Origin of the sequence: Crossiella sp. CA-258035, from assembly GCF_030064675.1 — a bacterium.
GTDB lineage: Bacteria > Actinomycetota > Actinomycetes > Mycobacteriales > Pseudonocardiaceae > Crossiella.
Genome location: NZ_CP116413.1, coordinates 8,417,024 through 8,443,083, shown reverse-complemented (window position 1 = coordinate 8,443,083; position 26,060 = coordinate 8,417,024). Strand labels below are relative to the sequence as shown.

24 protein-coding genes and 2 pseudogenes are annotated in these 26,060 nt (G+C 72.5%); 21 read left to right on the top strand and 5 right to left on the bottom strand.

Annotation, left to right across the window (positions count from 1 at the left end; translation table 11 throughout):
- The first annotated feature begins 107 nt into the window (after positions 1-107).
- The 3 genes from tsaB to tsaD are packed head-to-tail and all read left to right on the top strand — an operon-like array spanning position 108 to position 2,295.
- Positions 108-791, top strand: a complete 684-nt coding sequence (gene tsaB / locus N8J89_RS38100) for a tRNA (adenosine(37)-N6)-threonylcarbamoyltransferase complex dimerization subunit type 1 TsaB (protein ID WP_283661757.1) — start codon at positions 108-110, stop codon at positions 789-791.
- Positions 788-1,261: a ribosomal protein S18-alanine N-acetyltransferase gene (rimI, locus tag N8J89_RS38095; protein WP_283661756.1), complete on the top strand. Its 474-nt coding sequence runs from the start codon at positions 788-790 to the stop codon at positions 1,259-1,261. The genes tsaB and rimI overlap by 4 nt, the downstream gene beginning before the upstream one ends.
- Entirely contained in the window at positions 1,258-2,295 is a 1,038-nt protein-coding gene (gene tsaD, locus N8J89_RS38090) for a tRNA (adenosine(37)-N6)-threonylcarbamoyltransferase complex transferase subunit TsaD (RefSeq protein WP_283661755.1), read from the top strand. The genes rimI and tsaD overlap by 4 nt, the downstream gene beginning before the upstream one ends.
- Before the next feature lie 75 nt (positions 2,296-2,370).
- On the opposite strand, the pseudogene N8J89_RS38085 reads toward tsaD, so the two are convergent.
- Positions 2,371-2,580 (bottom strand): annotated as a pseudogene (locus tag N8J89_RS38085) (MerR family transcriptional regulator); the annotation flags it as partial.
- Positions 2,581-2,582: 2 nt separating this feature from the next.
- Between N8J89_RS38085 and N8J89_RS42040 the strand changes: the two are divergent.
- Positions 2,583-3,123, top strand: a pseudogene (locus tag N8J89_RS42040) (hypothetical protein).
- Here the strand turns inward: N8J89_RS42040 and N8J89_RS38075 are convergent.
- Positions 3,029-3,751: a M50 family metallopeptidase gene (locus tag N8J89_RS38075; RefSeq protein WP_502868382.1), complete on the bottom strand. Its 723-nt coding sequence runs from the start codon at positions 3,749-3,751 to the stop codon at positions 3,029-3,031. The pseudogene N8J89_RS42040 and the gene N8J89_RS38075 overlap by 95 nt on opposite strands.
- Before the next feature lie 36 nt (positions 3,752-3,787).
- Positions 3,788-5,308 (bottom strand): alkaline phosphatase D family protein, encoded by a 1,521-nt coding sequence (locus N8J89_RS38070; RefSeq protein WP_283661754.1) that lies wholly within the window; start codon positions 5,306-5,308, stop codon positions 3,788-3,790.
- Positions 5,309-5,439: 131 nt separating this feature from the next.
- Here N8J89_RS38070 and N8J89_RS38065 point away from each other — a divergent pair, with 131 nt between their 5' ends.
- From N8J89_RS38065 to groL, 3 genes are all read left to right on the top strand, one after another.
- Positions 5,440-6,798, top strand: a complete 1,359-nt coding sequence (locus N8J89_RS38065) for a tetratricopeptide repeat protein (RefSeq protein WP_283661753.1) — start codon at positions 5,440-5,442, stop codon at positions 6,796-6,798.
- Between the two features lie 132 nt (positions 6,799-6,930).
- A complete protein-coding gene (gene groES / locus N8J89_RS38060) occupies positions 6,931-7,227 on the top strand; it encodes a co-chaperone GroES (RefSeq protein WP_185000304.1) in 297 nt (98 codons plus the stop codon).
- A gap of 94 nt (positions 7,228-7,321) precedes the next feature.
- Positions 7,322-8,944 (top strand): chaperonin GroEL, encoded by a 1,623-nt coding sequence (groL, locus tag N8J89_RS38055; RefSeq protein WP_283661752.1) that lies wholly within the window; start codon positions 7,322-7,324, stop codon positions 8,942-8,944.
- A gap of 129 nt (positions 8,945-9,073) precedes the next feature.
- Here the strand turns inward: groL and N8J89_RS38050 are convergent, their stop codons facing one another.
- Complete coding sequence (locus N8J89_RS38050; RefSeq protein WP_256508920.1) at positions 9,074-9,382, bottom strand: WhiB family transcriptional regulator; 309 nt, start codon at positions 9,380-9,382, stop codon at positions 9,074-9,076.
- Between the two features lie 327 nt (positions 9,383-9,709).
- Here N8J89_RS38050 and N8J89_RS38045 point away from each other — a divergent pair, with 327 nt between their 5' ends.
- The 10 genes from N8J89_RS38045 to N8J89_RS38000 all read left to right on the top strand — a co-directional run bounded on the left by N8J89_RS38045 (position 9,710) and on the right by N8J89_RS38000 (position 18,803).
- Positions 9,710-10,561, top strand: coding sequence for a MerR family transcriptional regulator (locus N8J89_RS38045; RefSeq protein WP_283661751.1), 852 nt, complete (start codon positions 9,710-9,712; stop codon positions 10,559-10,561).
- Positions 10,558-11,610, top strand: a complete 1,053-nt coding sequence (locus N8J89_RS38040; RefSeq protein WP_283661750.1) for a hypothetical protein — start codon at positions 10,558-10,560, stop codon at positions 11,608-11,610. The genes N8J89_RS38045 and N8J89_RS38040 overlap by 4 nt, the downstream gene beginning before the upstream one ends.
- An 81-nt stretch (positions 11,611-11,691) precedes the next feature.
- The gene (locus N8J89_RS38035) at positions 11,692-12,288 is read left to right on the top strand and encodes a response regulator transcription factor (RefSeq protein WP_086781717.1); all 597 of its coding nucleotides are present in this window, start codon (positions 11,692-11,694) and stop codon (positions 12,286-12,288) included.
- A 256-nt stretch (positions 12,289-12,544) separates the two neighbouring features.
- Positions 12,545-13,117: a sigma-70 family RNA polymerase sigma factor gene (locus N8J89_RS38030; RefSeq protein ID WP_185000298.1), complete on the top strand. Its 573-nt coding sequence runs from the start codon at positions 12,545-12,547 to the stop codon at positions 13,115-13,117.
- 2 nt (positions 13,118-13,119) lie between these two features.
- Positions 13,120-14,100, top strand: coding sequence for an anti-sigma-D factor RsdA (locus N8J89_RS38025; RefSeq protein WP_283661749.1), 981 nt, complete (start codon positions 13,120-13,122; stop codon positions 14,098-14,100).
- Positions 14,101-14,188: 88 nt separating this feature from the next.
- Entirely contained in the window at positions 14,189-14,716 is a 528-nt protein-coding gene (locus N8J89_RS38020) for a hypothetical protein (protein WP_283661748.1), read from the top strand.
- Positions 14,713-15,849 (top strand): PrsW family intramembrane metalloprotease, encoded by a 1,137-nt coding sequence (locus N8J89_RS38015; RefSeq protein ID WP_283661747.1) that lies wholly within the window; start codon positions 14,713-14,715, stop codon positions 15,847-15,849. Before N8J89_RS38020 ends, N8J89_RS38015 begins: the two co-directional genes overlap by 4 nt.
- Positions 15,849-16,718: a CPBP family intramembrane glutamic endopeptidase gene (locus N8J89_RS38010; RefSeq protein WP_283661746.1), complete on the top strand. Its 870-nt coding sequence runs from the start codon at positions 15,849-15,851 to the stop codon at positions 16,716-16,718. The genes N8J89_RS38015 and N8J89_RS38010 overlap by 1 nt, the downstream gene beginning before the upstream one ends.
- Positions 16,711-17,364 (top strand): DUF1345 domain-containing protein, encoded by a 654-nt coding sequence (locus tag N8J89_RS38005; RefSeq protein ID WP_283661745.1) that lies wholly within the window; start codon positions 16,711-16,713, stop codon positions 17,362-17,364. The genes N8J89_RS38010 and N8J89_RS38005 overlap by 8 nt, the downstream gene beginning before the upstream one ends.
- 104 nt (positions 17,365-17,468) lie before the next feature.
- Positions 17,469-18,803, top strand: a complete 1,335-nt coding sequence (locus N8J89_RS38000) for a hypothetical protein (RefSeq protein ID WP_283661744.1) — start codon at positions 17,469-17,471, stop codon at positions 18,801-18,803.
- Positions 18,804-18,922: 119 nt separating this feature from the next.
- Here N8J89_RS38000 and N8J89_RS37995 read toward each other — a convergent pair whose 3' ends face one another.
- A complete protein-coding gene (locus N8J89_RS37995; protein ID WP_247755625.1) occupies positions 18,923-19,309 on the bottom strand; it encodes a DUF5319 family protein in 387 nt (128 codons plus the stop codon).
- A 139-nt stretch (positions 19,310-19,448) separates the two neighbouring features.
- On the opposite strand from N8J89_RS37995, the gene guaB reads away from it, so the two are divergent.
- From guaB to N8J89_RS37975, 4 genes are all read left to right on the top strand, one after another.
- On the top strand, positions 19,449-20,960 hold the full coding sequence (guaB, locus tag N8J89_RS37990; RefSeq protein WP_283661743.1) for an IMP dehydrogenase: 1,512 nt from the start codon (positions 19,449-19,451) through the stop codon (positions 20,958-20,960).
- 59 nt (positions 20,961-21,019) lie between these two features.
- Positions 21,020-22,147: a GuaB3 family IMP dehydrogenase-related protein gene (locus tag N8J89_RS37985; protein WP_283661742.1), complete on the top strand. Its 1,128-nt coding sequence runs from the start codon at positions 21,020-21,022 to the stop codon at positions 22,145-22,147.
- On the top strand, positions 22,144-22,653 hold the full coding sequence (locus N8J89_RS37980; protein ID WP_283661741.1) for a GNAT family N-acetyltransferase: 510 nt from the start codon (positions 22,144-22,146) through the stop codon (positions 22,651-22,653). The genes N8J89_RS37985 and N8J89_RS37980 overlap by 4 nt, the downstream gene beginning before the upstream one ends.
- 119 nt (positions 22,654-22,772) lie before the next feature.
- Entirely contained in the window at positions 22,773-26,060 is a 3,288-nt protein-coding gene (locus tag N8J89_RS37975) for a hypothetical protein (protein WP_283661740.1), read from the top strand.

Below are 26,060 nucleotides of genomic sequence, written 5' to 3'. Positions count from 1 at the left end.
GCTTGCCTCCCCAGATCCGGATGTCGGGTCGTGCTTAGTCGCTGGCCGATCACCTGGTCAAGAGGTCGAACGGCCCTGCGCGCCCGGGGTCTCGTAGGCTTGTCCGCGTGCTCGTGCTCGCCCTGGACACCGCCACCCCCGCCATCACCGCGGGGGTCGTCGCGCTGGCGGACTCCGGTCCGCGGCTGCTCGCCGAGCGGGTGACCCTCGATCCGAGAGCGGCCGGCGAGCTGCTCACCCCGCAGGTGCACCAGGTCGCGGAGGCGGCCGGGATCGCGCTGGCCGAGCTGGCCGCGATCGTCACCGGCGCCGGTCCTGGCCCGTTCACCAGCCTGCGCGCGGGCATGGTCACCGCGGCCGCGTTCGGGCAAGCCCTGGACAAGCCGGTGCACCCGGTCTCCACCCTGGACGCGATCGCCGCGGGCGCGAGCCACGAGGCCGGGCTGCTGGTGGTCACCGACGCCCGCCGCCGCGAGGTGTACTGGTCGGCCTACGACGCGGCCGGGCGCAACGTCACCGGCCCGCGGGTGGACCGCCCGGACGCGGTGGCCGAGCTGCTCACCGGCGAGCTGGCCGGGCTGGGCATCACCCAGGTCGCCGGGCACGTCGCCGCCCAGCACGCCGAGCTGTTCGGCCTGGCCGTGCTGGCCGCGGAGTACCCGACCCCGGTGGGCCTGGTGCGTGCCGCGGAGTCCGCGCTCTCCGGCGAGCCCGCGCCGCTCACCCCGCTCTACCTGCGCCGCCCGGACGCGGTGGAACCCGCCGGCCGCAAGCGGGTGAGCCCGGCATGACCGTCCACATCGGACCGTTGCGCCGCGAGGACCTCAAGCGCTGCGCGGAGATGGAGGCGGAGCTCTTCGCCGGGGACGACCCCTGGTCCGAGCCCGCCTTCGCCGCCGAGATCGACGCCGGGCACCACTACGTCGGCGCCTACGCCGAGGGCGAGCTGATCGGCTACGCCGGGATCGCGCTGCTGGTCGGCCCGCCGCAGGCGGAGGCCGAGGTGCACACCATCGCGGTGCACCCGGACTGGCAGGGCAACGGCATCGGCAAGGCGCTGCTGCTCGACCTGCTGGCGCACGTGGCCCAGGTGAACGCCACCGTGTTCCTGGAGGTGCGCACCGACAACGAACCGGCCATCGCGCTCTACGAACGGCAGGGCTTCGAGAAGCTCGGCGTGCGCAAGCGCTACTACCAGCCCTCCGGCGCGGACGCCTTCACCATGCGCCGGACGCCCACCGCAGAGAGCAGAACAGCATGATCGTCCTGGGCATCGAGACCTCCTGCGACGAGACCGGCGTCGGCATCGTCCGGCGCGGTCCGGACGGCCACCTGGAGCTGCTGGCCGACGAGGTCGCCTCCAGCGTCGAGGAGCACGCCCGCTTCGGCGGCGTGGTGCCCGAGATCGCCAGCCGGGCGCACCTGCAGGCCATGGTGCCCACCATGCGCAGGGCGCTGGACACCGCGAAGCTGTCACTGTCCGATGTGGACGCCGTCGCGGTCACCGCCGGACCGGGGCTCGCGGGCGCGCTGCTGGTCGGGGTGTCGGCGGCCAAGGCCTACGCCAGCGCGGCGGGCAAGCCGCTGTACGGGGTGAACCACCTGGCCGGGCACGTGGCCGCGGACACCCTGGAGCACGGCCCGCTGCCCAGTCGCTGCCTCGCGCTGCTGGTCTCCGGCGGGCACAGCCAGCTGCTGCTGGTGGAGGACCTGGTCAGCAAGATCACCGAGATCGGCGCCACCATCGACGACGCCGCGGGCGAGGCCTACGACAAGGTGGCCAGGGTGCTCGACCTGCCCTACCCCGGCGGCCCGCCCATCGACAAGCTGGCCAGGCAGGGCAACGCCAAGGCCATCGACTTCCCGCGCGGCCTGACCGGCCCGAGGGACGCGCGGCACATGTTCTCCTTCTCCGGCCTCAAGACCGCGGTGGCCCGCTGGGTCGAACAGCGGGAGCGCGCGGGCGAGCCGATCCCGGTGGCCGATGTCGCGGCCAGCTTCCAGGAGGCGGTCGCGGACGTGCTCACCATGAAGGCGGTGCGCGCGGCCACCGAGCTGGGCGTGGGCACGCTGGTGATCTCCGGCGGGGTGGCGGCCAACTCGCGGCTCAAGGAGCTGGCGGCCGAGCGCTGCGCGGCGGCCGGGATCGAGCTGCGGGTGCCCAGGCCCAGGCTGTGCACCGACAACGGCGCGATGATCGCCGCGCTGGGCGCGCACGTGGTGGCCGCCGGTGCGGACCCCTCGCCGCTGACGCTGTCCGCGGACCCCTCGCTACCGCTGGTCTACGGCGGCTGAGCCGAACCGCTTGGCCGCCTGGTGCTGGTCGCCGAGCCTGCGCAGCGCGGCGAACAGGGCATCGCCGAGCACGGTGCCGACCACCGCGGTCTCCACCACCCTGCGCACCTCGGCCACCGAGCAGCCGCCGGTCTCGATCAACGCGCGGACCAGCTTGAGCCGCCGGACGTGCGCCTCGGTGTAGCGGGCCTGGTTGGGGCTGGTCCGCTCGCCGGGCGGCAGCAGCTGTTCGCGCAGGTAGAACTTGATCGTCCCGACCGGGACGCCCGACTCGGCGCTCAGCAGACATGGCGGGCTGGCATCGACCACTGCTGGTGTGCTCGGCCGCGATGGCGGTGCTCGCGCTGGCCGGGCTGGCCTTCGACGAGCGGACCGTGCTCGGCGCGCCGCTGTGGCTCAAGCCGTTCAAGTTCGCGGTGTCCAACGCGCTCTACGGCCTGACCTGGGCCTGGCGGCACCGGCATCTCGCTGCTCGGCCTGGCCATGGGCGGCCTGATGACGCTGCCGAGGGCGAGCCAGCCGCTGCCCGGTCCGGTGGTGGGCGCGCACAGCGTCGGCGTGCCCGACTGCGGCCCCGGCCTGCCGCTCACCGGCTGGAGCACCACCGGCGGCGACCTGCGCATGGGCCGGGGCCGGTTACCTCGGCCTGGTCGCGCTGGCCACCTGGCAGGCGCTGCGCGGCCAGCGCTGCTGCGCCCGGACGCGCTGACCCTGGCCGTGCTCGCGGGCGTGGTCAGGGCCGCAGCGACCAGCCGTCCAGGACCTCGGCCAGCAGCCAGTTCCCGCCCAGCGCCAGCGCGCCCAGCGCCACCAGCCCGAACACGGTGACCCAGAAGATCCCCGGCAGCCCGGTGAGCCTGGCCAGCTGGTCCGCGTCGGAGTCCCTGGCCCGGCCCCGCCGCCGCTTGCGCTGGAGCTCCGGCACCGGCCGCACCCCGCCGATCAGCAGGAACCAGGTCACCAGGTAGGCGAACCCGGCCTGTACCGCGCTGTCGGCCAGCACCGAGACCGCCACCAGCGCGCCACCGGTGACCAGCAGCAGCACCGCGCCGTAGACGTTGCGCACCATGATCAGCACCAGCAGCAGCAACGCGGTGCACACCCACAGCAGCAGCGTGATCATCCCCGCGCCGAGCAGCGCGGCCAGCCCGAGGCCGAGCAGCGAGGGCGCGATGTACCCGGCCAGGACGGTGAGGACCATGCCCGGCCCGGTCGGCCTGCCCCGGGAGGTGGTCACGCCTGAGGTGTCCGAGTGCAGCCGGATCCCGCTCAGCCGCCGCCCGACCAGCACCGCGATCAGCCCGTGCCCTGCCTCGTGCACGATGGTCACCACGTTGCGCGCCAGCCGCCACGGCCCGTTGGCCAGCACGACGACCAGCGCGACCAGCGCCGTCGTCAGCACGACCCACTGCGGCGGCGCCGGTTGCACACTGATCAGCCGTTCCCAGAACTCCACGCCCCACTGCTACCAGACGTGGGTGAAGATCCCGCCTCAGGCCCGGTGCAGTCCGGGCTCGCGGTCCTGCACCAGGAAGCTGGCCGCGGTCTCGGCGGGCGCGTCCGGCTTGGTCACGTAGGGCAGCGTGCGGAAGTCCGCGCGCAGCTCGCCAGGGGTGAACTTGGTCCGCACGTAGCCGCGCCGGTTCTTGTGGAACTTCACGTGCGGGTTCTCCGCGAGCACCGCCGCGTTCGGGTCGTCGTTGCCGTCCCGGCCGCTGGTGATCGAGGTGGTGACCAGCTCGACGCCCACCGTCCTGGAGGTCGGGTCGCCGTAACCGGCCTTGATGTCAGCCGCCCAGTGCCGGTGCACGTCGCCGGTGAGCACCACCGCGTTGCGGGTCTGGCCGAGCCCGGCGGCGATCTTGTCCCGGTTGACCTTGTAGCCGTCCCAGGCGTCCATGTTGAAGCCCTCGGGAGTGCCGGGGGTGAGGTCGATCTGGGCGAAGAAGACCTGCTGGCCGAGCACGTTCCAGCGGGCGCGGGAGCGGTGCAGGCCGTCCAGCAGCCAGCGCTCCTGGTCCACACCGGTGATCGAGCGAGCAGGGTCCAGCCGGGCCTCGCAGCCCGCCTTCACCCCGTCGCCGCAGGCCTGGTCGCTGCGGTACTGGCGGGTGTCCAGCATGTGGAAGTCGGCCAGCCCGCCCCAGCGGATCCGCCGGTACAGCTGGAGGTCGATGCCGTTGGGCTTGGACGTCCGGCGCAGCGGCATGTTCTCGTAGTAGGCCTGGAACGCCGCGGCCCGCCGGGCCAGGAAGTTGGGGTCCGGCTGCTCGGGGACCTCGTCGGCCCAGTTGTTCTCGGTTTCATGATCATCCCAGACGACCAGCCAGGGCGCGGTGGCGTGTGCGAGCTGGAGGTCCGGGTCGGTCTTGTACTGGGCGTGCCGCAGCCGGTAGTTCGCCAGTGTGCGGGTCTCCGGGCCGAGCACCTTGCGCACCTCGTTGGCCCCCGCGGCGTACTCGTACTGGTAGTCGCCCAGGTGCAGGATCAGGTCCGGGTGGTCCTCGGCCAGGCGGCGGTAGGCGGTGAAGTAGCCCTGGCCGTAGTGCGAGCAGGAGGCGAAGCACATGGTCAGCTCGGTGCGCAGCACCTCGGGGCCGGGCGCGGTGCGGGTGCGGCCTGCCGGGGAGATCTCGCCGCCGGTGCGGAAGCGGTAGAAGTACTCGCGGCCGGCGCGCAGCCCGCCTGCCTCCACGTGCACGGTGTGCGCGGACTCCGGCCGGGCGTGCGCCACCCCGCGCCGGGCGATCCGGCGGAACCGCTCGTCCTCGGCCACCTCCCAGTGCACCGGCACCACCCGGTCCGGCATGCCGCCGAGGCCGTCCTCGTTCAGCGGGGACACCGCAAGGCGGGTCCACAGCACCACGCCGTCCGGGGTCGGGTCACCGGAGGCGACGCCAAGGGTGAACGGGTCGGCGAGCTTGCGGGAGGGGGCGGCGACCGCGGGCAGGGTGGTGGTCAGGGCGAGAGTGGCAGCGCCGCCGAGCAGGGCGGAGCGTCGGGACACGCGCATGGTGGTGGACCTCCGGTCAGTGGGAACCCCCCGATCCCACGCCCGTACGCGTGACGCGCACCAGCCACCATTGGTTGCCACCTCGGCACGGCGCGGTGAACTTCCCGGAACTCCGGGCCTACGGTTGAGGTATGAGCTGGCTGGACGACCGGCTGGGCCGGGCCGAACGGGACGGGGCCAGCGCCGTGCAGTGGAACGAGCTGGGGATGGCGCTGGCCGACCAGCGGCGCTGGCAGCGGGCGGAGGACTGCTTCCGCCGGGCCATCGCCGCCGGTGGCGAGCACGCGCACTACAACCTGGGCAACGTGCTCCGCCAGCGCTACCTGCCCGCCCGCGACCGCACGCTGCTCGAACAGGCCGTGCACAGCTACCGCAAGGCCGTGGTGGCCGGCTGCCTGGACGCGCACCAGGCGCTGGGCATGGCCCTGGTCGAGCTGGGCGAGTACACCGAGGAGGCCCGCGAGCAGCTCGGCATCGCCGCCCGGCTGGGCGAGCGCTGGGCGGTGATGGGCCAGGCCCAGCTGGCCGAGGCCGACGGCGACCCGGCCGAGCAGGAGCGGCTGCTGCGCGGCCTGCTCGCCGACGCCGACCCGGTGCTGGCCGACTGCGCCCGCGCCGAGCTGGGCATCGTGCTGCGCTTCGAGCAGCGGGCCGCCGAGGCCGAGCGCCTGCTCGCCGAGGGCGCGGCGAGCGGCCAGCGGCACTCCGCCTACCAGTACGCGCTGCTGCTGGACGAGGACGCGCACGCCGCGGCCAGGGCCGAGCCCGCCTTCCGCCGGGCGGTCGAGCTGGGCGAGCAGCAGGCCCTGCTCAAGCTCGGCAGGCTGCTCCGCCGCAACCACCGGTCGCGGGCCGCGGTCGAGGTCTTCGCCGCGGCGGTCGCGGCCGGGCTGCCCGAGGCGCATGCCCAGCTCGCCCGCGCCCACCGCGACCTGGGCGAACGCCAGGAGATGTTCGCCGCCCTGGACCTGGGCATGGCCCTCGGCGACGCGGAGACCTTCTTCGAGGCGGCCGAGATCGCCGAGCTGGAGGACCGGCGGGCCGAGGCCGAGCAGATCCTGTGGCGGGCGCTGGCCGAGCTGGCCGATCCCAGTGACCTGGCCATGGCCCGGGTGCAGCTGGCCGACCAGTTCTTCGACGCCGGGCGCGAGGCCGAGGGCGTCGAGCTGCTGCGGGCCGGGGTGGCCGCCGGGGAGAGCGAGGCGGTCAACTCCCTCGGCAACTACTACAGCGAGCACCTCGGCGACCCGGCCTCGGCCGAGGCGGTCTACCGGGCGGCCGTGGCCGCGGGGGACGACCTGGCCCGGTACAACCTGGCGCACCTGCTCTGGGCGGAGGGCAGGCTGGCCGAGGCCGAGTCCGAACTGCTGGGTCTGGTCACGGCAGGCGAGCCGGGTGCGTATCGTGACCTCGCGGAACTCGCCGCGGCCAGGGGGCGCTCGACCGAGGCTGAGAGATACCGCTCACTCGTTCCGAGGGGCCGTCGTTGAGCGTTGGCACTCTCAGGGGTAGAGTGCCAAACGAACGGCGCTTCACCGCCCCGGCACCCGCGACGACGGGATGGTAGGAGCCGTAACTCAACTACCTGCCAACGCTTTCGAAGACCTACGGAGGTCAAACCGGTGAGCGTGAACATCAAGCCGCTCGAGGACAAGATCCTCGTCCAGGCGAGCGAGGCCGAGACGACGACCGCGTCCGGCATCGTCATCCCGGACACCGCCAAGGAGAAGCCCCAGGAGGGCTCCGTCCTGGCCGTTGGGCCGGGTCGTGTGGACGACAAGGGCAACCGCGTCCCGGTGGACGTGAACGTCGGCGACGTTGTCATCTACTCCAAGTACGGTGGCACCGAGGTCAAGTACAACGGCGAGGAGTACCTGATCCTCTCCGCCCGCGACGTGCTGGCCGTCATCCAGAAGTGACGACCTGCTGCTGAGCACCTGATCCGCCCCGGCGGCCCCTCCGGGGGTCACGGGGCGGTTCTACGTGCAGGGCACGAGAAGGAGAAGGGAAGAGATGGCTAAGCACATCAGCTTCGACGAGCAGGCTCGCCGGGCGCTCGAGCGCGGGGTGAACCAGCTGGCCGACGCGGTCAAGGTCACCCTTGGCCCGCGCGGCAGGCACGTCGTGCTGGACAAGAAGTTCGGCGGCCCCACCGTCACCAACGATGGTGTGACCATCGCGCGGGAGATCGAGCTGCCCGACGCCTTCGAGAACCTGGGCGCGCAGCTGGCCAAGACCGTGGCCACCAAGACCAACGACGTGGCCGGCGACGGCACCACCACCGCCACCGTGCTGGCCCAGGCCATGGTCCGGGTCGGCCTGCGCAACGTGGCCGCCGGCGCCAACCCGGCCTCGCTGGGCAAGGGCATCCAGGCGGCTTCGGACGCCGTGGTGGAGGCGCTCAAGGCGCGCGCCACCCCGGTCAAGGGCCGCGACAACATCGCCCAGGTCGGCACCGTCGCCTCCCGCGACGAGTCGATCGGCGCGCTGCTCGGCGAGGCCATCGAGCGGGTGGGCGAAGACGGTGTGATCACCGTCGAGGAGTCCTCCAGCCTGGCCACCGAGCTGGACGTGACCGAGGGCGTGCAGTTCGACAAGGGCTACATCTCCGCCTACTTCGCCACCGACCAGGAGGCGCAGGAGGCCGTGCTGGAGGACGCTTTCGTCCTGCTGCACAAGGACAAGATCTCCGCCCTGGCCGACCTGCTGCCGGTGCTGGAGAAGACCGCCGAGGCCGGCAAGCCGCTGCTGATCATCGCCGAGGACGTCGAGGGCGAGGCCCTGTCCACCCTGGTGGTCAACTCGCTGCGCAAGACGCTGCGGGTCACCGCGGTCAAGGCGCCGTACTTCGGTGACCGCCGCAAGGCGTTCCTGGACGACCTCGCCGCCGTCCTGGGCGGCCAGGTGGTGGCGCCCGAGGTCGGGCTCAAGCTCTCCGAGGTCGGTCTGGAGGTGCTCGGCAAGGTTCGCCGCGTCGTGGTCACCAAGGACACCACCACCATCGTCGACGGCGGTGGCGACCGGGCCGGGGTGGACGCGCGCATCGAGCAGATCCGCCGGGAGATCGAGGCCACCGACTCCGACTGGGACCGCGAGAAGCTCCAGGAGCGGCTGGCCAAGCTCTCCGGCGGCATCGCGGTGATCAAGGTCGGCGCGGCCACCGAGACCGAGCTCAAGGAGCGCAAGCACCGCATCGAGGACGCGGTCGCCGCCACCAAGGCCGCGGTCGAGGAGGGCATCGTGCCCGGCGGCGGTTCCGCCCTGGTGCACGCGGCCAAGGAGCTCGACGGCAACCTGGGCCTGACCGGCGACGAGGCCACCGGTGTGGCCATCGTGCGCGAGGCGCTCAACGCGCCGCTGTTCTGGATCGCGGCCAACGGCGGGCTGGAAGGCTCGGTCGTGGTGCACAAGGTCAAGGACTCGGAGTGGGGCCAGGGCTTCAACGCGGCCACCCTCACCTACGGCGACCTGATCGCCGACGGTGTGGTCGACCCGGTCAAGGTCACCCGTTCCGCGGTGGCCAACGCCGCCTCGATCGCCCGGATGGTGCTCACCACCGAGGCGTCCGTGGTGGAGAAGAAGGACGACGAGCCCGCGGGCTCCGGGCACGGCCACGGTCACGGGCACGGCCACTGACCTTCGGCTGGTAACGAAGCACGCGTGACGAACGACAAGGGCGGCACCTCCCGGATCCGGGGGTGTCGCCCTAAGTCGTCAGAAGGGGTTGTGCGGTGGCTGCGCGTATGGCGGCGGACTCCGGCGGGTTCAGGCCGGAGCTGGGGTCAGGGCCAGCTTGCGCCGGCGGTTGCTGATGATCGACTCTCGTTCGGACTCCGACATCCCGCCCCAGATGCCGTACGGCTCCTGGACGGCGAGAGCGTGCCGACGACACTGGGCGAGCACTGGGCACGCCTCGCACACCGCTTTGGCCTTGGCCTCGCGCCGTGCCCTTGCTGGTCCCCGCTCACCGTCGGGGTGGAAGAAGAACGCACTGTCCATACCGCGGCAGGAGCCGCGCAACTGCCAGTCCCACAGGTCCGCGTTCGGGCCGGGGAGTCGCCGGGTGTCAGCCATCGCGACCACCTTCTTGCCGGAGTTGATGTGTCGTCGTGCCGTGGGGTGCCCGGATCTAACCTTGATCAACCGTAGAACCGCGCCAAAACTTGTTCAATCGCTAGGCTCGTCAGACCTAGTTCAACGCCGGGTGATCAAAATGGCTTGTCAGCGGCCTGCACCACCTGACTCAGGTTGCCGACCGGGTGACCCCGACCTGAACATGAACACGTGACGAGATCGACAGGTCCGGGTATACCCCGGCCGACGCGGCGACATCCCGCGCCGTCCGCGCTCGTCCCGAGAACTGGCGACGAGGAGTCCTCCCTCTGGTTGACCGTGGCCGCGATGGCCGGCCGGCTCGGCGTCGCCCCGGCCACCCTGCGCACCTGGGACCGCCGCTACGGCCTCGGTCCCAGCGACCACACCACCGGGCGGCACCGCCGCTACGGCCCCGCCGACATCGCCCGGCTGGAGCGGATGCACCGCGCGCTGCTGCGCGGGGCGGCCCCGGCCGAGGCCGCCCGCTACGCCCGCAGCTCCACCGAGGACACCGACGCCCCGGCCGAACCGCCGCGCAGGCCCGCGCACCGGATCGGCCGCGGCCTGCGGCTGCCGGGCGCGAGCCGCCGGGCCCGCGGCCTGGGCCGGGCGCTGCTGGCCATGGACGCCCCGGCCGCGCAGGCGGTGCTCGCCGAGGCCATCGCCGAGGACGGGGTGGCCGCGGCCTGGGACCAGCTGGCCGGCCCGGTGCTGGCCGCGCTGGCCGAACGCGAGCTGGCCCCGGTCAGCCACCTGGCCGCGCAGTGCGTGCGCGCCGCGCTGGCCACCGCCGAGGTAGGCGCGCCCCTGCCCGCCCATGACAACCCGGTGCTGTTGTTCTCCGCCGACCCGGCCGCGCTGCCGCCCAGGGTGCTGGCCACCGCGCTCGTCCAGCGGGGCATCCCGGCCACCGTGCTGCTGGCCGCCTTCCCTGCCGAGGCGCTGGCCGCGCTGGCCCGGCGACTGTCCCCGGCCGCGATCCTGTTCTGGGCCGCCGACCCTGGCCAGGCCGAGCCGAGGTTCTTCCACCGGGTCAAGGGCCGGGTGCCGATGTTCGCCTGCGGACCGGGCTGGGCGGAGGCCGAGCTGCCCGACCGGATCCGCCGGGCAGGCACCCTCGCCGAGACCGCGGCCCGTCTGGAAGCGTCCCTGGGGTGAACCTGGACCGGGTGCGGGCGGCGGCCTTCGGCGACCGCCCGGCCGAGAACGTCTTCGCCGAGGCCGCCACCACCGGCTGGGCCGCCTGGTACGCCGCGGTCGCCCTGGGGGGCCAGGGCCACTACGCCGCCGCCCTGACCACCCTCACCCGCCTGGGCCGCGGCCCGGACCCGGTGCTGTCCGCCGCGGCCTGGACCGCGCTGGCCTCGCACCGCAGGCAGCTGGGCGCGCACACCGCGGCCGCGGGATATGACGGAGAGGCCCTGCGCAGGCTCGCCGAAGCGGGGCTCTACCCCCTGCCGCCCGCCACCGCGCCGCTGACCGCCACCGCGGCGCCCGCCGCCACGCCGTTGATCGCCACCCCGCCCGCCACCGCCGCGCCGCTGACCGCCGCGACCCTGCCCGCCGCGCCCGCCGCCGCGCGGCCCACCGCCCCGCCCGCCGAGCCCCCGCCCTCTCCCGAGTCCCTCCGCGCCATCGTCGTCGACGTCCTCCTGGGCCTGGCCGCCGACGCGATCGGCCGCGGTCGCCTCACCGCCGCCGCCCGGTTGCACGGTGAAGCGGTTTCGACTCTCGGAAGTGACCCCTCCTGGCGTCCCCGGGTCCGCATCGGCTGGGTCGAGGCCGAGATCGCGCTCGCCCAAGGTCATCCGCACCGGGCCCTACCAGCCAGTAAACTGGCATGTGACGTAGCTCACACCACGTCTTCGGTGCGCCATCAAACCAAGTCAGAGCTGGTCCTGGGCGTGACGGAGCAGGTCCTCGGGTTACCCACCGGAGTGGATTTTCTACGCAGGGTGATCAAAAACGCCAGTCGGCACGGTCTCTGGCCGCTCGTCTGGCCGCCAGCGTTACTGCTGTCGGAGGCTGAACCCGATCGGGTCGGATATCACCGGAATGGCGCTCGCGACGCTCTGACCACGGTGTTAGGCCGTACCGACGCGTCCGGACGGCGGTTGGCCGCCCGATCTGCGTGGTTACCCTCGTGGTTGCTCCGTTCTAGTGAACCGGGGGATGCGGCCAGCCGGATGAATTTCTTGACGGATTAAGCACCAGATCGTGTCAAGGTTCCGCCGTCAGCGTCCGATAGGGGAGTTGGAACGTCACTCAGCTGTAGGAAGGAGTCCCCGGTGACGACGGTCTTGATCTGTGATGACCGGCGAAGCGTCCGGGAGGGTCTCACTCGCGTGATGTCGGCCGTCCCTGGGGTCAGCCGCATCGACTGTGTCGGTCACGGCGACGAGCTGCTCGCGCGCTTCTCCCGGCAGGCGGTCGACGTCGTCCTGGTGGGAACCCAGCGCGCGGTGCCGACCGGGGTGGAGGCCACTCGGCGTCTCGTCTCGGCGCACCCGCAGGCCAACGTGATCGTCTTCGGCGCTCCGGACGACGCGGGCAGCATCGCCGCGGCCATCGCCGGCGGCGCCCGTGGGTACCTGCGCTGGGACGCCTCGCGGCCCGAGCTGGTCGCCGCGCTGGCGCACACCCTGGCGAGCACCTCGGTGCCCGCCCCTCGGCAGCCGTCCGACCCGGGCGTGCAGCTCACCGAGCGTGAACTGCAGGTCCTGCGCGGCATGAGCCAGGGCAAGAGCAACGGCCAGATCGGTCGCGAGCTGTACCTGTCCGAGGACACGGTGAAGACGCACGCCCGGCGGCTGTTCCGCAAGCTCGGCGTCCGGGACCGCGCCCAGGCGGTCGCGCACGGTTTCCGCCGCGGCCTGGTCTCCTGACCACCACGGCCCACACACTCACTGACGAAGCAGGTAGCTCGGCGTGTCGCCGGGCTACCTGCTGTCATGCTCAGCCCCATTCATCCGAGGCCAGGACCTCGCAGTCCCTGGTCTCGCTTTCCCCACGGTCTTCGCCCCGGCACTCTCTTCTCCGCACCCCGGCGGGTACGGTGAAGCCGACCGGGAGGGCGGGCCACGGTCGGTGAATCGTTCTATGTCAGTCCGCCAGCGCGTAACACCAGGGCTACTCACCACGATGACCAACACGGGGGACGGACTGGACGCCGTCGTAGGCGCCGCGATCGGCGGCGACCGAGAGTCGATCGGCCGTCTGCTGGCGTCGATCCGTCCCTTGGTGGTGCGGTACTGCCGCGCCCGGGTAGGCAGGCAGGAACGTTCGTACGCTTCCGCGGACGACGTCGCCCAGGAGGTGTGTCTCGCCGTGCTGACGGCGTTGCCCAGCTATCGCGACCAGGGACGCCCGTTCCTGGCATTTGTGTACGGCATTGCCGCGCACAAGGTGGCTGACGCGCATCGCAGCGCTGCTCGCAACCGGTCGGAACCGGTCCCCGAGGTGCCTGACGCCCCGGAGACCGAGGCCGGTCCGGAACAGCGGGCCATGCACGGTGAGCTGTCCGAACGGATGGCCCAGCTGTTGCGGGTGCTGCCCGCGAAGCAGCGGGAGATCCTGCTCCTCCGGGTCGTGGTGGGTCTGTCCGCAGAGGAGACCGCGGACGCGGTCGGCTCAACCCCGGGAGCGGTGCGGGTGGCCCAGCATCGGGCGCTCGCCAGGCTCCGCAAGACCTTGGCACCGGAGGAGGTGGTCTGAACATGGCCGAGCAGCACAACCAAGGTGACGTCGAACTGGCACGGCGGCGCGCCGGGGCACTGGCGCCCGAGGACCCGTTGACCACCGACCACGGCGAGGTCGACGGGCCGGTCGACCTGATGGCCGTCCGCGCGGACGACATGCTGCTGGACAGCCTGGCCGGCACGCACCACGACGCGAACCGCTCCCTCGGCGACCAGGAGCTCTCCGCCCTGCTGCTGTCCTGGCGGCGGGACGTGGACGCGGAGCCGATCGGCGAGCTGGTCGACATCGACACCGCGCTGGCCACCATCGAGGCCGCCAAGACGCAGAGCCGTCGGCGGCACCGCTTCCTCATTCCGCTGGCCACGGCCGCGGCGGTGCTCGCGATCGGGTTCACCGGGGTCGGGCTGGCCGCCCGCACCGCCGAGCCCGGCGACACCCTCTGGGGACTGACCAGGGTGCTCTACGCCGACCACGCCCGGTCGGTGGAGGCCGCCGCCTCGGTGCGCGCGGATCTGGACATCGCCACCAACGCGCTGCGGCAGGGCAGGCCGGACATCGCCAAGGCCGCGCTGGAACGGGCCGCCGCCGCGCTGGCCGCGGTCGCGGCCGAGGACGGCAAGGACACCCTGGCCCAGCAGCACGAGACGCTGACGGAACAGGTCGGCGAGCCGCCGACGCCGGGCACCGGCAACCCGTCGGAGCAGCCGCCGCCGGTGGTGGTGCCGCCGCCGGCCACGACGAGCTCCAAGTCGGATCCGCCCGCGCCGCCACCGAGCACCACCACGACGCCGCCGTCGACCACGACCACGCCGCCGAGCACCACCACGACCACCCCGCCGTCGAGCACGACCACCTCGCCGTCGGAGTCGCCCAGCGGTGGCAACAGCAGCAGCGGTGGCCGCAGCACCGAGAACAACCCGCCGCCGCCCCCGCCACCACCGCCGGCCAGCCCGGCGCAGTCCGCGGCGGAGACCCCGGCGCTGACCGACCACAGCTGAAGCCAGACCTCGGCACCCCCTGTTCGTCACTCGAACAGGGGGTGTTCGCGTTGTTGCCACCGGTACCCCGCCGGTCCACTGTGGAGCGATGCGCGGTCCGGTGATCGAGTGGCGTGGTCTGTGGGGCGCGCTGGGCGTGCTCGCCGGGGTGTTCGGCATGCTGGTGCTGCCGCTGCTGGCCGATGCCACCGTGGCCGAACCAGCCGTGCCCGTGCGGGCCGGGGACGAGGCGCTGCTGCGCGCCGCTGATGGCGCGGGCACGGCGCGGGTGGACCTGAGTCCGCTGGCCGGGTTCCGGCAGGCGGCCGGCCAGCCCCCGGACAGCGTCTCCGCCGCGCAGGGCGGGGCGAGCTGCGCCGTGGAGCTGAAGACCGGGGTGGTGGACCCGGCGGTGACCTTCGCCCGGATCGGGCGGCTGTACGCGTTGCAGGGACGGCCGGTCACGCCGGTCGGACAGCTGCGCACGGCGAGCGGGCTGACCGGGCTGGTCGGGGAGTTCGACGGCGGCACGCTGGTGCTGCTCGGCGGGCCTGGGCCGGTGGTCACCGTCTCGGCGCGGGGGCTGTCCGCGCCGGTGCTGCGGGGGCTGCTGGACGGTGTGGTGGTCCAGCCGTGACGATCACCTCGCCGGTGGCCCCGCGCGCGGGCTGGGCCACGGTGCTGCGCCGCCCGATGTTCTGGGCCTACCTGGTCCTGCTGGTCTTCGGCCTGCGCTCGTTCGCGGGCGGCGACCTCTACGCGGCGCGCGCGGCCCCGGTCGCGGCGGTCACCGCGGTGCTGGCGCAGTGCCTGCTGGTGGTGGTGTTCACCGTGCTGATCCGGCGGCTGGACCTGTTCGAGAAGGAACCGCCGGTGCTGCTGGCGCTGGCCTTCCTGTGGGGCGCGTTCATCGCGCCGGCGGTGGCCGCCCCGGCCAACGGCGCGCTGCTCAGCCTGGCCGGCAAGACCGGTGGCGCGGCCTTCGCCGCGGACTGGGGCGCGGCGCTGGCCGGGCCGCTGTCGGAGGAGTGGCTGAAGGGCCTCGGGGTGGTGGCCGTGCTGGTGATCGTGCGCGAGCACCTGCACCGGTCGCTGGACGGGCTGGTCTACGGCGCGATGATCGGCCTCGGCTTCGAGGCGCTGGAGAACTTCGGCTACGCGGTCAACGCCGCGCTCACCGACGTCAACGACGACTTCTCCGCCGCGCTGGGCAGCTCGGTGTCCCGGCTGCTGTTCGGGGTCGGCGCGCACGTGGTCTTCACCGGCATCGCCGGGTTCGGCCTCGGCTACGCGCGCACCGCCACCGACCGCTCGCACGGCCACCGCGCGCTGGTCGCGGCGGCCTCGGTGCTGACCGGGTACGGCCTGCACGTGCTGTGGAACTCCCCGCTGCTCGGGCAGCTGGGCGTGCTCGGCGCGCTGGCCAAGTACGCGGTGCTGGTGCTGCTGTTCGCCCTGGTCTACCGGTACACCGCGCGGCGGGAGTTCGCCTGGTTCGTGGCCACCGTGCGCCAGGAGGACCCGGAGATCATCACGCCGCCGGAGGTGGCCGCGCTGCGCACCGGCCGGGCTCGGCGCAAGGCGCGCAGGCTGGCCCGGCGCACGCACGGACCCCTTGGCGCGCAACGGATGCACCGCCTCCAGGACGCGCAGCTGGCGCTGGCCATCGCGCTGGAGAACAGCGTCGACCACGAGCTGGACCCGGCCGTCGACCGGGCCCGGCACGACGTACGGCATGCTCGTCTCGCCCTGGAGCAGCGAGGAGCCTGATGAGTCCCTTCCTCACCGGTATGGACACCGCCCGGCGCCCTACCGGCCCCTGGCTCGCCCTTGTCGTGGTGGCGCTGGCGATGCTGCTGGTCGGCGGCGCTGGTGGCCTGACGGCCAACCTGCTGCTGACCGGATCGGCCACGCCACAGACCGGGAACCTGCGCGGTCAGGTGGCCATGCTGGTCGGCGGGTTCGCGCCGGTGGCGCTGGTGCTGTGGCTGTGGATCCGGTTCAAGGAGCGACGGCCGTTCGCCAGCGCCGGGTTCACCACCTCGCCGCGCGGGCTGGCGCTCGGCGCGCTGGCGGCCTTCCTGGTCTTCGGCGGGATCGTGCTCGCCACTGTCCTGAGTGGACACATGTCCTTCACTGACGGTCCGAGGTGGTCGCTGCTGCCCGGCGCGCTGCTCGCCCTTGCCGCGTATGCGATCCAGGGCTCCACCGAGGAGCTGCTGTGCCGGGGTTTCCTGCTCCAGGCGCTGACCCGGCGGTGGGGAGTGGTGGCCGCGGTGCTGGTGCAGGCCGCGCTGTTCGCCGCGCTGCACACCGGCAACGTGGGCGGTCTCCAGGTGCTCGCGGTGCTGAACCTGCTGCTGTACGGGCTGTTCACCGCGGGCTGGGCGATCGCCGAGGGCGGGCTGTGGGGCGTGTGCGGGTTCCACCTGATGTGGAACTGGGTGCAGGGCAACGTCTTCGGCGCCTCGGTCTCCGGCACCGAGGTGAGCACCGCGCTGCTGACCCTGCGCGGCGGCGAGCCCAGCATCGTCAACGGCGCGGCCTTCGGCCTGGAGGCCAGCGTGGTGACCACGTTCGCGCTGGCGCTGGGCTGCGCGCTGGTGTTCGCCCCGGCCAGGCGGGCGATCCGTGGTTAGCCCGCGCAGGCTGGTGTACCGCCTCGGCGAGCTGGTGCTGATCCTGCTCGGCCTGGCCGCGGTGCTGGGCGAGGCGGTCAGCCTGTCCAGCGTGCTGCTGCTCGGCGGGTGGAACCTGGTCGCCCTCGGCTACGTGCTGCTGCGCTGGCGCCGGGTCCGCCGGGCCCGGTCCGGCCTGGACGAGCGCGCCGACGGCTCACCGGCCTGGCTGAGCACGGTGGCCGGGCGCAGGCTGGGTTTTGTGGCGACTGTGCTGGCCAGCCTGGTCGGCGTGCTCTCCGGGCTGATGATCGTGCTGTACGAGCGGTTCGGCGCGGACGGCGACTCCACCTTCCTGATCAAGCTGATCGGCGCGCCGACCATCATCTTCGCCTGGCTGATGCTGCACTTCGGCTTCGCCGAGCGGTACGCCCACCTGCACTACGAGCTGTGCGGCGGGCAGGGCCTCGGTTTCCCGGACGAGCCGGAGCCGAACCTGGCCGACTTCGCCTACTTCGCCTTCACCATCGGCACCTCGTTCGCGGTGTCCGATGTGACCGTGCGGCACCGCGAACTGCGCTACGCGGTGCTGGTGCACAGCACGATGTCCTTCCTGTACAACACCGCCCTGCTGGGCATCGCGATCGGCGTGCTGACCGGGCGTTAGGGCAGTGCTGCCGCCCCAACGTGCGGGGGCCGGGGCAGCCGAGGCCGATTTTCCGTTTCGCTGGCTAGTTTTCGCTCCGCTGAGGTGATCGACGGAGGAGCGTCATGAGGCGATATCGGACCTGGGCGGCGCTGGCGCTGACCCTGTTGGTTGGCGGAATCGGGCTGGTGCTGGCGAATCCGGCGCAGGCGGTGCCGGTGCGCGGGCAGACCGGCTGGTCGGTGCTGCTGTGCAAGTTCAAGGACAAGCCGCAGGAGCCGCAGAACCAGCAGTTCTTCCGCGACTTCCTGACCCAGGACGGCGCGGGCCAAGGCGGACTGGCCGACTACTTCACCGACCAGTCCCGCGGCCGGGTGACCCTGCACGGCTCGGTGGTGCGCGGCTGGCACACGATGCCGTTCACCCTGGAGCAGCAGCGGCCGAAGACCCGCTGGGACCGGATCCAGGACTGCGTGAACACCGCGGCCAGCAACGGTTACCGCGTGCCGAACGGTCACCGGATCATCGCCATCCTCAACGACTGGGTGGACTCCGGCGCGGCGGGCGACCGGGTGCTGCTCGACCCCGGCGCGTGGAACGTCGGCTTCGCCGCGCACGAGATGCTGCACGGCTACGGCCTGGGCCACTCCTTCTCCGACGACCCTGCCTACCGCAACGTGGAGTGGGCGCAGATCGGCGAGTACGACAACCCGTGGGACATCCAGTCCGCGATGAACATCCACACCTTCCAGACCGCGCGCTTCGGCACCAGCGCGGTCGGGCTCAACGGCTACCTCCGGGACAAGCTCGGCTGGCTGCCCAGGGACCGGGTGTTCACCCTCGGCGCGGACGGCGTGCGCACCCGCACCATCACCCTCTCCGCGCTGGAAACCCCTGGCACGGCGGGCACCCAGCTGCTGCGCATCCCGTTCGACGCCAACGACCCGTACCGGTACTACACGGTGGAGCTGCGCAAGAAGACCGGCTGGAGCGCGGGCATCCCGGCCGACATCGTGATGCTGAACGAGGTGCGCGACGGCACGCCGTACCTGCTGCGCACCAGGGGCGGCGACCGGCACCCGGTGCAGTCCCTGGACGCCAACGGGGTGTCCGTGCGGATCAACGGCATCAGCGGCAACACCGCCTCGGTCACGGTGAGCACCAACGCCGTGCAGGGCGCCACCTACGGCCCCAACGCCTGCACGAGCGGCTGGGTGTGGCGGGACGGCGACCAGCACGACTACGTGTGCGTCAGCGGCGCGGTCCGCCAGCAGACGGCCGCGGACAACAACGCCACCCACGGCCGCTGGTACAACGGCCCCTACGGCCCGCACACCTGCGTGCAGGGCTACGTGTGGCGGGACGCCTGGCCAGGTGACGACGTGTGCGTGACCCCGGCGAACCGGCAGCAGGCCTGGACCGACAACGCCGCGGGCCCGAGCCGGATCGCGCGACCCTGACCTCCGGGGCGGGTTCCACTGTGGACGGTGCCCGTGACTGCGCACCGTGACGGCGTGGTCATGTTCTGTGGCGGCCCGCGCTCGGTGGGTTCACCGGATGGGATGACGCCGTGAGCTGGCTAACGCTCGCCCTCGGTGTGAGTTACGCCATCCGCGTAGCCCCGGCAGTACTCCCAGCTGACGTAGCTGGCCGGGTCCGGGTCGTAGGCGGGCTCGTGCGGGCGCATCCGGCCGTCGTCGAGCAACTGCTGGAGACTGGAGCGCAACAGCTCCCAGTCGTGGTAGTGCGGCTCCCGGCAGTCGCCGCAGTCCACGACGATGCCACGGAGCCCACGCGGCTCCAGAAGTGCCTGGTAGACGGCCAGGTCGGCCAGGTCGGCGAGCAGGTCGGCGCGCTCGTCCTCGCCGAGGGGCTCGGCCGTTTCCTCCTCTGCCTCGCCCAGCACCAGGGCCGGGTCCTCCGGGTCCCCGGCGAAGGGATCGGGCGGCAACGCGTTGTGCGGCACGTGGGGCACGGTACCTGGCTTGCGGCCGGAGGTGTTGCCGCCGGTCGGCCGGTTAGCATGTGGTCACCCGTTCCGCTGGCTCCACCTGGCCGGCGGGAACCACCGTGTGACCGGCGCACCAGGAAGGCCGACACCAGTCATGACCAGCGAGCTCACCGCTCACGGCATCCCGCCGAAGTTCGCCATGCTCGGCCTGACCTTCGACGACGTCCTCCTCTTGCCTGCCGAGTCCGATGTCGTGCCCGGCGCGGTCGACACCTCCAGCCGGGTCTCCCGCAACATCACCCTGCGGGTGCCGGTGGTCTCCTCGGCCATGGACACCGTCACCGAGGCCCGGATGGCCATCTCCATGGCCCGCCAGGGCGGTATCGGCGTGTTGCACCGCAACCTCTCCGTGGACGAGCAGGCCGCGCAGGCCGAGGTGGTCAAGCGCTCCGAGGCCGGCATGGTCACCGACCCGGTCACCTGCTCCCCGGACGACACGCTGGCCGAGGTGGACGAGCGCTGCCGCCGGTTCCGCATCTCCGGCCTGCCGGTCACCGACGCGCAGGGCCGCCTGGTCGGCATCATCACCAACCGGGACATGCGCTTCGAGGTCGACCACTCCCGCCCGGTGCGCGAGGTGATGACCCAGATGCCGCTGGTCACCGCGCACGTCGGCGTGTCGGCCGAGGCCGCGCTGGGGCTGCTGCGGCGGCACAAGGTGGAGAAGCTGCCGATCATCGACGGCGACGGCAAGCTGCGCGGCCTGATCACGGTCAAGGACTTCGTCAAGACCGACCAGTACCCGCTGGCCACCAAGGACCCGGACGGCCGCCTGGTGGTCGGCGCCGCGGTCGGGGTCGGCGACGACGCCTACCGCAGGGCGATGGCGCTGGTGGACGCGGGCGTGGACGCGATCGTGGTGGACTCCGCGCACGCGCACTCGCGCAACGTGCTGGACATGGTGGCCAAGCTGAAGCAGGAGCTGGGCGAGTCCACCGACATCATCGGCGGCAACGTGGCCACCCGCGCGGGTGCGCAGGCGCTGGTCGACGCGGGCGCGGACGGCGTGAAGGTCGGCGTCGGCCCCGGCTCCATCTGCACCACCCGCGTGGTGGCGGGCGTGGGCGCGCCGCAGATCACCGCGATCTACGAGGCCTCGCTGGCCTGCGCCCTGGCCGGGGTGCCGGTCATCGGCGACGGCGGCATCCAGTACTCCGGTGACATCGCCAAGGCCATCGCGGCCGGCGCCAGCACGGTCATGCTGGGCAGCCTGCTGGCCGGCACCGCCGAGGCGCCCGGCGAGCTGATCCTGCACAACGGCAAGCAGTACAAGACCTACCGCGGCATGGGCTCCCTCGGCGCGATGCAGTCCCGTGGCCAGGCCAAGTCCTACTCCAAGGACCGCTACTTCCAGGACGACGTGCTCAGCGAGGACAAGCTGGTGCCGGAGGGCATCGAGGGCCGGATCCCGTTCCGCGGCCCGCTGTCCAACGTGGTGCACCAGCTGGTCGGCGGCCTGCGCTCGGGCATGGGCTACGCCGGCGCGGCCACCATCACCGAGCTGCAGCAGGCCCAGCTGGTCCGGATCACCGCGGCCGGGCTCAAGGAGAGCCACCCGCACGACATCACGATGACCGTGGAAGCGCCGAACTACACCACCCGGTAACCGTCCACAACGGACATTCCCGGCAGCCAGTGCAGTTGTCACAGTGAGAGAGGATCGACGTGCGGGACCAGGTGGAGATCGGTGCCGGGCGCACCGCGCTGCGTGCCTACGGGCTTGACGACATCGAGATCGTGCCCTCCCGGCGCACCCGCTCCTCCAAGGACGTGTCGCTGGACTGGCGGATCGACGCCTACCGCTTCGACATCCCGCTGATCACCCATCCCACCGACGCGATCGTCTCGCCGGCCACCGCGGTGCGCTTCGGCGAGCTCGGCGGGCTCGGCGTGCTCAACGCCGAGGGGGTCTGGGCTCGGCACGCCAACGCCGAGGACGCGCTGTTCCGGGTGGTGCAGGCCGCCGATGAGGGGGAGGACCCCTCGGCCGCGGTGCGCATGCTGCAGGAGCTGCACGCCGCGCCGATCAGGGTGGACCTGCTCACCGAGGCCATCCGCACCGTGCGCGAGTCCGGCAACACGGTGGCGGTGCGGGTCAGTCCGCAGCACGCCGAGGAGCTGACCCCCGACCTGCTGGCCGCGGGCGTGGAGATCCTCATCGTGCAGGGCACCATCATCTCCGCCGAGCACGTCTCCAGGGACGGTGAGCCGCTGAACCTCAAGCGGTTCATCGCCGACCTGGACATCCCGGTGATCGCCGGCGGGGTGGGCGACTACCGCACCGCGATGCACCTGATGCGCACCGGCGCGGCCGGGGTGATCGTCGGCTACGGCCAGTCCCAGGCCAGCACCACCAACCGGGTGCTGGGCATCGGGGTGCCGATGGCCACCGCGATCGCCGAGGCCGCGGCCGCCCGCCGCGACTACCTGGACGAGACCGGCGGCCGGTACGTGCACGTGATCGCCGACGGCGGGCTCACCTACTCCGGCGACATCGCCAAGGCCATCGCCTGCGGCGCGGACGCGGTGATGCTCGGCGAGGCGCTCACCGAGGCCGAGGACCTGCCCGGCCAGGGCTACTACTGGACCGCGGCGGCCGCGCACCCCTCGCTGCCGCGCAGCGACGTCTACGGCTTCACCAGCGGGCACAGCCTGGAGTCGGTCCTGTTCGGCCCGGCCACCAGCCCGTACGGCACGCTGAACCTCTTCGGGGCGCTGCGGCGCGCGATGGCCAAGACCGGCTACTCGGACCTGAAGGAGTTCCAGAAGGTCGGCCTGACGGTCCGCAAGTGAGTCCCAGGACGATCCTCGCCGAGAACGACCTCATCGCCCTCGCCCAGTTCGGGCCGGGCGATGAGGACGTGCTGAGCGAGGGCAGCGACGGCGCCTTCGACGTGGACCGGGACGAGCAGGAGCCGCTGGTGCGCTTCGAGGTCTCCGGGCGGGCCGCGGTGCTGGACCAGATCACCGGCGAGCTGGTCGGCGGCGTGAGCTGGCACCCGGTCAGCTACGGGCCTGCCCGCTCCTGCACCGCGTGGAACTTCGGCATCGCGCTGCTGCCCTCGGCCCGTGGCCGCGGCCTCGGCTCGGCCGCCCAGCGGCTGCTGGTGGAGCACCTGTTCGCCAGCACCGACCTGGACCGGGTGGAGGCATCCACCGACGTGGAGAACCGGGCCGAGCAGCGCGCGCTGGAGAAGGCCGGGCTGCGCCGCGAGGGCGTACTGCGCGGGGCCCAGCTGCGCGGCGGGGTGCGCAGGGACCTCGTCGCCTACGGCATCCTCCGGGCCGACCTGGCCTGAACGTGCGGCCGGAAGGGCGAGTGAGGCGGCCCGTTCGGTGGCTCCTCGGCCCGCTGTGGCAGGTAGGCGCTTTCCCCTAGCTTCGGTGCGGTAGTCGCCGATCACGGGGGAGGGCGCACATGCCTGCCGACGAGTTCCCGGCGCCAGTGCGCCTGCTGCGCCCAGCCGACCTGCTCGACCTCAGCTTCACCTTCCGCGGCCTGAAGTTCGAAGACGCGTTCCGGCGACGGCTGGTGCCCTCGGTCGCCGGTCAGGACGGCCTGGTCGTGGTCGCGCTGCCGCCGCAGCACCTGCTGGAGGAGGCGTTCCCGGAACCGGCGGGCACCCCCTCGGCCCCGCCGGTGGCGGCCCGGATCGCCGGTGGCGGCCAACTGGTGTTCACCGTCGGCGCGGGCGTGCGGGTGCCCTACGAGGAGGCCGGTCTGCTGGCCGCGCTGCGCACGCTGCCGATGCGGGTGGTGCCGGTCGCGGACGGGCCGGGCGTGCCGGAGAACCCGTTGCGGGACCCGGCGAACAACCCGCGCACCGCGATCGAGCTGCCCTACCGGCTGTACCTGTCCCCGCGCTCGGCCGACCGCTGGGTGCACCGCGCCGAGGCCCCGCCCGAGAGCGGCCGGGTCGAACTGTGGCACACCCGGCTGCGCGGCCGGACCGCCCGCGCGGTGTGGACCAGGGACTTCCCCGGGGACACCGCGCCGCCGGTGGGCTCCCCGGTGCCGCCCGGCCCGTTCCCGGCCTCGCTCCAGCCGGAGCACCGGCGGGACATCGTGCACCTGACCGCCAGGCACGACCTGCGCACCGAGATCGGCCAGCCCTACCTGCCCCGGCCGGTCTCGGTGGAGCACCTGGTGCTCAGCGCGCTGGGCGGTTACCTGGACAGCCACGGCGACTGGTCCGAGCACCGCCCCGCCGGGATCGACCTGGTGGAGTGGCGGCACCGGGCCGCGCTGGGCCGGGACCACTACGTGCGGGTGGTGCAGGCCGGGTTCCTGGCCCCGTTCGGCCACCGCGCGGTCAAGGTGACCATCACCGAGCGCAGGTTCCACCCCGACCGGCCCGGCAACCCGGCCTACCTGCGGCAGCGGGTGTTCGTGGTGGTGCGCGAGCCGGTGCGGGAGTTCAAGCCGGGCGTGGACCTCACCGCGGTCGGCACCGAGCACAAGTTCAACAACCTGTTCCCCTTCCGCCAGGTCCGGCTGCTCACCCTGGTCACCCCGGACCTGGTCGGGGACACCGAGGAGGAGTTCTTCCCGGCGACGCAGGCGGAGAAACCGTTCCAGTTCAAGGCGGTCGGGCAGGACCGCAACCAGCGAGCGGTGGAGTTCCGCACCCCGCTGCTGTTCGTGCCCGCCCAGCACAACGCGCAGCGCCTGCCCCAGGTGCTGGCCACCTACCAGAACGCCCCGGCCAACCGGGTGGTCAGCCTGGGCGGGCAGGCGCTGGCCTACGCGGACAGCGCGCGGGTGGACGACACCAGCCTGGACACCACCGAGCTGACCTGGGAACTGCGCGCGCCCCAGGAGTGGGAGGACCTGCCGCCCTCGGAGTTCGCCCGGTTCGCGCCGATCGTGGCCGGGGCCAAGGCCGTGGTGGCCGCGGCCAGCCGGTTGACCGGCAACGCGGAGGCGGTGCCGATCGGGTACGCCGAGCAGTACGCGGTGGCCGGTTTCCCCCGTGCCGCGGACCGGGCGGACTCGCCGAACAAGGGCGAGGTCTTCGTCGAGGTCAAGGCGAACGTGTCGCTGGACTTCGAGGCCAACGGCGGGCGGGACCGCTCCGGCGGGCTGGCCGCGCCCTCGATCAAGGTGGCCGGGATGTCCCGGATCACCGGCCCGGTCGGCGGCACGCTGGCCAACGCGGCGGCCGGCACGTTCAACCCCGCCGATGTGCTGGACACCTTGGACGCCAACCTGTTCGGCCTCATCCCGCTGTCCGCGATCGTGCGGGCGGCCGGGCTGGACGAGCCGCTGCGCGCGCCCCGGTTCCTCACCGAGACGGTCAACGCGGTCACCTCCTTCCTCTCCGACCTGCACCGGATCCGGGAGCTGATGGACCTGGTGGAGCAGCGGTTCAACCAGGTCGCACAGCGGGCCAGGGAGGTCCGGCGCACCGCGGCGGAGTTCGTGGACATCACCGGCGAGTTCCTCACCCCCGGCGGCGCGGAGCCGACCATCGGCGAGGTGGAAGCCAAGTTCAACGCCTTCCTCAACGCGGTGCAGGCGCTGATCGCCGAGCTCCCGGCGGGCATCGACCCGGCGGTCCCGGCGTTCCTGGAGCGGGTCCGCGCGCAGGCCGCCACCTGGGCCGCCGCGGCCGGGTCGGCGCTCTCGCTCAAGGACTCCATCCTCAAGGCGGCCAAGAACTTCACCCTGCCGGAGACGGTGAACACCCGGCTGGAGTGGGAGCCGAAGGTCCAGAACTACCAGGACCTGCTGGTCTTCCGGGAGCGCGGCCGGTTCGCCGTGGTGGTGGACCTGCGCGGCTCGCTGCGGCCGGACCTCGCCCTCGGCGCGGACGTCAGCTGCTCGCTGGAGGACTTCCAGATCAACCTGGTCGGCGTGATCGAGCTCTACTTCGAGCGGATCCGCTTCCTGGCCAGGGCCGGGAAGAAGCCGGACGTGGAGGTGGCCTTCGGGGACGTGACCTTCGTGGGGCCGCTGTCCTTCGTGCAGACCCTGCGCAACATCATCCCCTTCGACGGCTTCAGCGACCCGCCCAGCCTGGACGTGGGCGCCGACGGCATCACCGCGCGGTACGGGATGCCGTTGCCCAGCCTGGCGATCGGGGTGTTCAGCCTGGAGAACATCCGGCTGGACGCGCACTTCCGGCTGCCATTCATCGGCAGCGGGATGGAGGTCGGCTTCTCCTTCTGCCGCCGGGAGGCCCCGTTCCGGCTCACCGTGGCCTTCTTCGGCGGCGGCGGGTTCTTCGGCATCGCGTTGAGCCCCAAGGGTTTGCTCTACTGCGAGGGCGCGCTGGAGTTCGGCGCGGCGGTGTCGATGAACCTGGGCGTGGCCAGCGGCAGCCTGTCGGTGATGGCCGGGATCTACTTCCGGATCGACGGCGACGGGGTCGAGCTGGCCGGGTACTTCCGGGCCCGCGGCGAGGTCGACGTGCTCGGCCTGATCTCGGCCTCCATCGAGCTGTACCTGGAGCTGCGCTACGACCACGGTGTGGTCTCCGGCCGGGCCACCATCACCATCACCATCGAGATCGCGTTCTTCTCCGAGTCGGTGGAGATCAGCTGCGAGAAGACCTTCGCCGGATCGCCGAACACCGACGCCCGCGCGGCGCTGGACGCACCGCGCACCTTGACCTTCGCCGAGTTCATGGCTCCCTACACCGAGGCCGGCCTGCGCCGGGACCCGGTCCTGGAGTACTGCTCGGCCTTCGCGGAAGGCGCCTGA

Bases quoted from the DNA above. Each gene is read 5' to 3' on its own strand.
- rimI (WP_283661756.1), top strand. From the start codon at position 788: ATGACCGTCCACATCGGACCGTTGCGCCGCGAGGACCTCAAGCGCTGC.
- tsaD (WP_283661755.1), top strand. From the start codon at position 1,258: ATGATCGTCCTGGGCATCGAGACCTCCTGCGACGAGACCGGCGTCGGC.
- N8J89_RS38070 (WP_283661754.1), bottom strand. From the start codon at position 5,308: ATGCGCGTGTCCCGACGCTCCGCCCTGCTCGGCGGCGCTGCCACTCTC.
- N8J89_RS38065 (WP_283661753.1), top strand. From the start codon at position 5,440: ATGAGCTGGCTGGACGACCGGCTGGGCCGGGCCGAACGGGACGGGGCC.
- groL (WP_283661752.1), top strand. From the start codon at position 7,322: ATGGCTAAGCACATCAGCTTCGACGAGCAGGCTCGCCGGGCGCTCGAG.
- N8J89_RS38050 (WP_256508920.1), bottom strand. From the start codon at position 9,382: ATGGCTGACACCCGGCGACTCCCCGGCCCGAACGCGGACCTGTGGGAC.
- N8J89_RS38045 (WP_283661751.1), top strand. From the start codon at position 9,710: ATGGCCGGCCGGCTCGGCGTCGCCCCGGCCACCCTGCGCACCTGGGAC.
- N8J89_RS38030 (WP_185000298.1), top strand. From the start codon at position 12,545: ATGACCAACACGGGGGACGGACTGGACGCCGTCGTAGGCGCCGCGATC.
- N8J89_RS38025 (WP_283661749.1), top strand. From the start codon at position 13,120: ATGGCCGAGCAGCACAACCAAGGTGACGTCGAACTGGCACGGCGGCGC.
- N8J89_RS38020 (WP_283661748.1), top strand. From the start codon at position 14,189: ATGCGCGGTCCGGTGATCGAGTGGCGTGGTCTGTGGGGCGCGCTGGGC.
- N8J89_RS38010 (WP_283661746.1), top strand. From the start codon at position 15,849: ATGAGTCCCTTCCTCACCGGTATGGACACCGCCCGGCGCCCTACCGGC.
- N8J89_RS38000 (WP_283661744.1), top strand. From the start codon at position 17,469: ATGAGGCGATATCGGACCTGGGCGGCGCTGGCGCTGACCCTGTTGGTT.
- guaB (WP_283661743.1), top strand. From the start codon at position 19,449: ATGACCAGCGAGCTCACCGCTCACGGCATCCCGCCGAAGTTCGCCATG.
- N8J89_RS37975 (WP_283661740.1), top strand. From the start codon at position 22,773: ATGCCTGCCGACGAGTTCCCGGCGCCAGTGCGCCTGCTGCGCCCAGCC.